5 protein-coding genes are annotated in these 5560 nt (G+C 68.6%); 4 read left to right on the forward strand and 1 reads right to left on the reverse strand.

Features of this window, described 5'->3' with window-relative positions:
- From glmS to J5F18_RS01545, 3 genes are all read left to right on the forward strand, one after another.
- Positions 1 to 1804, forward strand: a 1804-nt coding sequence (glmS, locus tag J5F18_RS01535; protein ID WP_346300602.1) for a glutamine--fructose-6-phosphate transaminase (isomerizing), incomplete at its 5' end; no start/stop codon positions are given.
- A 41-nt stretch (positions 1805 to 1845) separates the two neighbouring features.
- Positions 1846 to 2667, forward strand: coding sequence for a DUF72 domain-containing protein (locus tag J5F18_RS01540; protein WP_346302153.1), 822 nt, complete (start codon positions 1846 to 1848; stop codon positions 2665 to 2667).
- Positions 2668 to 3012: 345 nt separating this feature from the next.
- Positions 3013 to 4356, forward strand: coding sequence for a sodium-dependent transporter (locus tag J5F18_RS01545; protein ID WP_346300603.1), 1344 nt, complete (start codon positions 3013 to 3015; stop codon positions 4354 to 4356).
- Positions 4357 to 4453: 97 nt separating this feature from the next.
- On the opposite strand, the gene J5F18_RS01550 is transcribed toward J5F18_RS01545, so the two are convergent.
- A complete protein-coding gene (locus J5F18_RS01550; RefSeq protein WP_346300604.1) occupies positions 4454 to 4663 on the reverse strand; it encodes a hypothetical protein in 210 nt (69 codons plus the stop codon).
- A gap of 220 nt (positions 4664 to 4883) precedes the next feature.
- Here J5F18_RS01550 and J5F18_RS01555 point away from each other — a divergent pair.
- The coding region (locus tag J5F18_RS01555; RefSeq protein ID WP_346300605.1) for an SIS domain-containing protein at positions 4884 to 5560 on the forward strand (677 nt) is incomplete at its 3' end.

Genomic DNA, 5560 nt, shown 5'->3' on the forward strand with positions numbered 1-5560 from the left:
CAACGTGGAAGGCATCCTGCTCGAGGGGCTCAGGCGGCTCGAGTATCGCGGCTATGACTCCGCCGGCATGGCGGTGCTCGCCCCGGGAGGGGGGCTGGCGCGGCGGCGCGCGGTGGGCAAGGTGGCGGCCCTGGCCGAGCGGCTGGCGGCCGAGCCGCTTCCCGGGCGCTGCGGCATCGCCCACACCCGCTGGGCCACCCACGGACGCCCCAGCGAGGCCAACGCCCATCCTCACCAGTCCGGCGACGGCCTGGCGGTGGTGCACAACGGCATCATCGAGAACCACGAGGCGCTGCGTCGCGAGCTTGAGGCGGCGGGCTACGCCTTCACCTCCGAGACCGATACGGAGGTGGTGGCCCACCTGGTGGCCCGCGAGGCGGCCGGCGGCGGCGACCTGCTCGCCGCCGTGCAGCGGGTGCTGGCCCGGCTCGAAGGGGCCTATGCGCTGGGCGTGGTGAGCGCCGAGGCGCCGGATGTGATCGTCGGCGCACGCAAGGGCAGCCCGCTGGTGGTGGGCGTGGGGATCGGCGAGGCCTTCCTAGGCTCCGACCCGCTGGCCCTGCTGCAGGTCACCGACCGCTTCATCTACCCGCAGGAGGGCGACCTGGTGCGCCTCTCCGGCGGCGGCCGCATCGAGATCTTCGATGCCGCTGGCGCTCCCGTCGAGCGCGAGGTACAGACCTTCGAGCACGGCGACGGGGCAGCCAGCAAGGGCGACTATCGCCACTTCATGCTCAAGGAGATCCATGAGCAGCCGGCGGTGATCGCCGCGGCGCTCGAAGGGCGGCTGGGCGAGCGCTCGGTGCTGGTGGAGAGCTTCGGCCCCGACGCCGAGGCGCTGTTCGAGCGCGTCCGCCAGGTGCATATCGTGGCCTGCGGCACCAGCTACCATGCCGGCATGGTGGCCCGCTACTGGCTGGAGCGCTTCGCCGGGGTGCCGGTGCAGGTGGAGGTGGCCTCGGAGTACCGCTATCGCCAGGTGGTGGTGCCCGAGGGCACCCTCTTCGTCACCCTCTCCCAGTCCGGCGAGACCGCCGACACCCTGGCGGCGCTGCGCTTCGCCCGGGAGCGCGGCTACCTGGCCAGCCTGGCGATCTGCAACGTGCCGGGCAGCTCCCTGGTGCGCGAGTCCGACCTGACCCTGATGACCCAGGCGGGGCCCGAGATCGGCGTGGCCTCCACCAAGGCCTTCACCACTCAGCTCGCCGCCCTGGCGCTCTTCACCCTGGCCCTGGGCCGGGTCAAGGGGCTCGACGAGCGCGTCCAGTCAGAACTGGTGACGGCCCTGCGCGGCCTGCCGCGGCTGGTGGCCAGGGTGCTGGCCCTGGACCCGGAGATCGAGGCGCTCTCCACCGCCTTCGCCGAGAAGCAGCATGCCCTCTTCCTGGGCCGCGGGGCGCACTTCCCCATCGCCCTGGAGGGCGCGCTCAAGCTCAAGGAGATCTCCTATATCCACGCCGAGGCCTACCCGGCCGGCGAGCTCAAGCACGGCCCCCTGGCCCTGGTGGACAGCGAGATGCCGGTGGTCTCCGTGGCGCCCAACGACGAGCTGCTCGACAAGCTCAAGTCCAACCTGCAGGAGGTGCGGGCCCGCGGCGGGGAGCTTTTCGTTTTCGCCGACGAGGGCGTGGCGCTGGCCGAGGAGGAGGGCATCCGGGTGCTGCGCCTGCCCCATGTGCATGAGGCGCTGGCGCCGATCCTCTATACCCTGCCGCTGCAGCTGCTCAGCTACCACGTGGCGGTGCTCAAGGGCACCGACGTGGATCAGCCCCGCAACCTGGCCAAGAGCGTGACGGTGGAGTGACCCCGACGGCCTGCGCGCCGCGCCTCCATCTGGGGCTGCCCATGTGGGCCAACCCCGAGTGGCGCGGCAGCCTCTATCCGGCCGGCGGCGGCGGGCTTGCGGAGTACGCTCGGGTGTTCGACACCGTGGAGGGCAACACCACCTTCTACAGCGGCGCCCCCCGCGCCGAGACGGTGGCCGGCTGGGCGCGCCAGGCCCCGCCGGGCTTCCACTTCTGCTTCAAGCTGCCGGCGGCGCTGACCCACGAGCGGCGCCTGGTGGGCGTCGAGGCGGAACTCGACGCCTTTCTCGAGGCCCTGTCCCCGCTGCATGACCGCCTGGGGCCGATGATGATCCAGCTGCCGAGGGATTTCGGTGCCGAGGAGCTCCCCCGGCTGGCGGCCCTGCTGGCGCGCTGGCCGGCGGGCCTGCCCTGCGCGGTGGAGGTGCGCCACCCCGAGTTTTTCCACAAGGGGGCGGAGGAGGTCGCCCTCAACCGCCTGTTGATAAGTCACGGCGTCGATCGCGTGATGCTCGACGTACGCCCGCTCTTCTCGACCCTGGCCGAGGCACACCCGGGTCTGGCCAGGGCGCAGCGGGAAAAGCCACGACTCCCTTTACACGTGCTTTCCACGGGAGAGAAGCCGCTGGTGCGCTTTATCGGTCACCTCGACCCCCTGATCAACGAGCGTTGTTTCCGGCCCTGGATTCAGCGCCTTGTGCTGTGGATAAAACAGGGGAAAACCCCTTATCTGATGGTGCATACTCCGGACAATCGCCAGGCGCCCGAGCTGGCCCGTCGGCTGCTGGCCGCCCTCGCCGAACGGCATCCGCTGCCCCCTTTGCCCCCCTTCCCGGGCGACACACAGACGACCCTCTTCTGAGACGACATGATCCACGACAGCCGATCGGCTCGAGTGGGCCAGCTTCGGCTGGTCATCCAGCGTGTGATCGGATAGTTTTATGGCCCTGCATGCCATTCACCATGGATATTTAACGGATATTGCGCATAAACGCGTGGATCCTGCGACTATCCGGCATGCGGCGCTCCCTGCTCCGGGGTAAACCGACCCCCGAACGGTGAGCGTGCACGGCAGCGATCCTGCCTGGATCCTGCCATGCTCTGGAAGGCGCCGTGCGATCCACGGCGTCCTGGACGTGGCAACGACAAGCACAAGCCGTCATCGCGTCAGATCGGCCGATGGCGACACGTACACTCAGGGTGATTCATGTCTAAACTCGTGCATGCACAGTGGTCGTCGAAGATGACCTTCGTGCTCGCCGCCGCGGGCTCCGCGGTGGGACTGGGCAATATCTGGCGTTTTTCCTACATGGTGGGCGACAGCGGGGGCGCCGCCTTCGTGCTTATCTACCTGGCCTGCGTGGCGCTGGTGGGCCTGCCGATCCTGGTGGCCGAATGGCTGATCGGCCGGCGCGGCCAGGAGAACCCCATCAACGCCATGGCCGACCTGGCGCGCAAGAACGGCCGGCTGCCGGCCTGGGCCCTGGTGGGCGTCAGCGGCGTGCTGGCGGCCTTCCTGATCCTCTCCTTCTACAGCGTGATCGGCGGCTGGTCGCTCTCCTACACCCTGAGCTCGGTCACCGGGCGGTTCACCGGGCAGGATGCCGACGCCGTGGGCGACATCTTCGGCGGCCTGCTGGCCAGCCCCGTGGCCCTGACCCTGTGGCACACCGCCTTCATGGCGCTGGTCATCTGGATCGTGGCCCGCGGCGTCACCAAGGGGCTCGAGGGCGCGGTGCGCACCCTGATGCCGGCCCTGGTCATCCTGATGATCGTGCTGGTCGGCTACGGCATGACCACCGGCCACTTCGGCGAGGCGCTGGCCTTCATGTTCCGTCCCGACTGGAGCGCGGTGACCGGCGGCGTGGTGCTGGCCGCCATGGGCCAGGCCTTCTTCACCCTGTCGCTGGGCATGGGCATCATGATGGCCTATGGCTCCTATCTGGGCGAGGACGTCAACCTGATCGGCACCGCCCGCACGGTGATCATCCTCGACACCGCCATCGCCCTGCTGGCGGGCCTGGCGATCTTTCCCATCGTCTTCGCCCACGGCATGAGCCCCGGCGAGGGCCCGGGCCTGATCTTCGTCAGCCTGCCGGTGGCCTTCGGCAACATGACCGGCGGCCTGCTGCTGGGCCTGATGTTCTTCCTGCTGCTCACCTTCGCCGCCCTCACCTCGGCGATCTCGCTGCTCGAGCCGGTGGTGGAGCTGGTGGAGGAGCGCACGCCGCTTTCCCGCCTGGTGGCCACCCTGACCAGCGGTGCGGCGGTCTGGGCGCTGGGGATTGCGGCGCTGATGTCCTTCAACGTCTGGGGGGAGTTCCTGATCCTGGGCATGAACATCTTCGATCTGCTGGATACCTTCACCAGCAAGATCCTGCTGCCGCTGACCGGCCTCGGCGCCATCGTCTTCGTCGCCTGGTGCCTGGATCGCCAGAGCGTGGCGGGGGAGCTCGGGATTGCCGGCGGCGCAGAGCGGCTGTGGCACACCGTGGCACGCTACGTGGCGCCCATCGGGGTGATCCTGGTGTTCGTCACCGGCCTGCTCTAGGCGGGACGTTCGAGAGAGGTCAAGACGCCCTGCGAGCTCCGCCCCGGCGGGGCTCGCATCATTCCGGAGGTGTCCCGGGCCTTCAGCGGCCGGGGAATCAGTGCATCTCGTCGAGCTCGTCCTCGGGCAGCTCGGCGATGTCACGGGTCAGCCGCTTGAACTCCTCGTGGAGCTCGATGCCTCGCCTCGCCCGCAGGTTGCGCTGGGCGGCGGTACGGCTGCGCTGCTCGTGCTCGACGACTTCCATGCTCATGAAGATGTCGAGGAGTTCACTCTTCAGGGAGGTTAACCGTTCGACATTGCGCATGATCGACTCTCCTTGGGCACTACACGACACTACGCTTTCTACTATACCGCACTTGACAGAATGATGACGACGTGAGTGTTTTCATCCCGACGCTGGGCCAATGCACGCGGTGTCGCGTCGGCCTGCCCATCGTGTCCTGCCTTGGGGCATACTGTGGGGCAGAACCCGACGACAGCGTCGTCGCCCCCCGCGGGCGATGGCCCCAAGCAAGGAGTCTTCCGTGAGCCGTGCCCTGTTCGATGAGATGAGACGTCGCATGGAGCACTTTCGTCGCTCCGAGCAGAAGGTGGCGCGCTTCGTGCTGCGCAACCCCGAGGAGGTGATCCACATGCGCATCGTCGACCTGGCCACCGAGGCCAAGGTCAGCGAGCCCACGGTGGTGCGCTTCTGCCGGGCCCTGGGCTGCAACGGCTTCCAGGACTTCAAGCTCAAGCTGGCGCAGATGCTGGCCACCGGCAGCCAGTTCGCCCAGTTCTCCATGAACGACAGCGACTCCGTAGCGGAATTCTCCCAGAGCATCTTCGACTCCACCGTGGGCACCCTGCTGTCGGTGCGCGACCGACTGGACAACGAGGCGCTGAGCCGGGCGATCAACACCCTGGCCATGGCCAACCGGGTGGAATTCTACGGCTTCGGCGCCTCCGGCGCGGTGGCCTTCGACGCCCAGCACAAGTTCTTTCGCCTGCAGATCTCCACCGCCGCCTATGCCGACCCGCATATGCAGAACATGTCGGCGGTGACCCTCAAGGAGGGCGACGTGGTGGTGGCCATCTCCCAGACCGGCCGCACCCGGGCCCTGGTGGCCAGCGTGCGCCTGGCCCGGGAGGCCGGCGCCACGGTGATCGGGCTGTGCCCCAGCGGTTCCCCGCTGGCCGAGGAGGTCTCCCTGCCGCTCTA

It is taken from the genome of Halomonas sp. BM-2019 (assembly GCF_017584085.1).